This window comes from Planktosalinus sp. (assembly GCF_059864935.1).
Genome location: NZ_JCBCCK010000483.1, coordinates 1 through 1,914 on the forward strand (window position 1 = coordinate 1; position 1,914 = coordinate 1,914).

The 1,914-nt window shown below is 41.1% G+C and carries 1 protein-coding gene; it reads right to left on the reverse strand.

Annotation, left to right across the window (positions count from 1 at the left end; translation table 11 throughout):
* Positions 1-1,584, reverse strand: a 1,584-nt coding sequence (locus tag AC6F75_RS14070) for a tetratricopeptide repeat protein (RefSeq protein WP_500715720.1), incomplete at its 3' end; no start/stop codon positions are given.
* Positions 1,585-1,914: the final 330 nt, after the last annotated feature.

The following is a 1,914-nucleotide window of genomic DNA, read 5'->3' on the forward strand; positions in this document are numbered from 1 at the left end:
AAGAAACTGCTGAAATGCCGTGATGGCCTCCCCATAGTTTTTCATTTTGAAATGCGTATATGCCAGGTTGTAACTGCTGTTTTTGGCCTCGGGAGTTGTTCGGCTCTGCGGTAACTGCTGAAATTGTCTGAACCCTACCACGGCTTCGTTAAAATTGCTGAGCTGGTAGTCGCTTTCGGCTTTCCAAAAGGTTGCTCTGGCAGTAAAAGCGGCATCGCGGGGTTCATTTAAGGATTTTTCAAAGTGTGTCTTGGCTTCGTTGTATTTGCCTTCTTCATAGAGTTCGAGTCCTCTTAAAAAGGTCACTTTTTGATAAGCCAACCTGTTGTTGAAACTGCGGTTGTTTTCAAGCAGTTCCATGGCGGCTTTGTAGTTTCTGGAGGTGATGTATGAATCAATCAACAGGTCTTCAATTTCTGCCTTGTTTTGTGTTTGTGGGTATTTTTCCAAAAAAGCTGTCAACACTTGCGGAACGGGTTTGTAAGCGTTCCCAATTTCGTAGCTCAACTTGGCATAATTGTAAAAAGCATCTTCCTGAATCTGAGGACTAAAACTCATTTCGGAAGCATTTTTAAAGGCGTTGAGTGCCTGCTGTTTTTTGTTTTGTTTCAGGTAAGAATCACCTAAATGGTAATAGGCATTTTGGGCAACAGCATTGCGGGCGTCAATGATTTTGTTGAATTCAGAAATGGCATTCTCATAGTCTTTCTGCATATAATAGGCATAACCCAACTGATAGAAATCGGTGTTGCTCCATCTGCCGCGTGACCCGCGGAATTCTTTTAAATAAGGAATTGCCGCTTCATATTGCCCTAAATTGAAATAGCTTTCACCGATGATTTTAGCAATTTCAGACCTTTCACGTGCATTGGATTTTCCGTACTGCTCCTTTCCCAAACGAATGGCTTCATCAAAGTTGCCCATTTTGAAGTTCATATCGGCCTGGAAGTAAGACAGGTTTTCAGAAAGACGTTCGTCTCCGGAAACGGCATCAAAATATTGGGTGGCCTGACTGTAGTCTTCGCCTTCATAAGCCATATAGCCTAAATAATATTTGGCTTGAGTGCCATAAGTCCTTGAGTTGACAATGCGGTTGAAGTATTTTTGGGCTTCGGTGGGTTTGCGGCTTTCAAAATAGGCATATCCCATTTGAAAGTTTAAGGTTTCGCGTTCGGAAACACTCAGGCTGTGGGTATCTGCACGTTCAAACCAGCTTATTGCCTGCGGATAGCGACCTGATTCAAAATAATATGTTCCCACCTCCATATAAGCACTGTTTCTGCGTGGGCTTGTGGGATAATCGGTCACAAAGCTTTCCATCAGTTGCTCTGCCCCATCCTGATTCATTCTTATAGCGGCATTGGCAATGTAGTAAGCGCAGTCGGCTTTTAAGCTCTCCTTTGAAGCCGTTTGCTTGAGTTGCGCAAAGGCAGCTTGAGCTGCTTTGTACTGTTTATTGTTGTACATAGTTACTGCTTGCTGAAATGATGCAAACTCGTCAGTATGAACGGCAGATTGTTGGGCAAAAATTAGGGAGGAAAAAAGAAAAAAACAGCCAAGTATCAGGTTGAGGTTTTTGTTCATAGTGCTATTAGGTTTATGGTTCCCAAAGATATTGTAAACAGGGTAAAATTTTCATTTTAAACGTGAGATTTTTGTTAATGTTGCGTTGGATTTTGCAAAATGAAAGTTAAGATTGTAGATTAGTAAATTCTTAATTTTATGAGTGCCTGATATTCAGTAAAAACTTAATAATTCACCTATGAAAAATATAATCATTGTACTATTCCTGTTTTGTTTTATTTCCATTGGATTTGCTCAGGATAACAAAACTTTCACCAATATTACGCAGGCCGAAAACGGGTTTATCGGAATAAACACCCCTAATCCCGATGCCATGCTCACCGTAAAAGG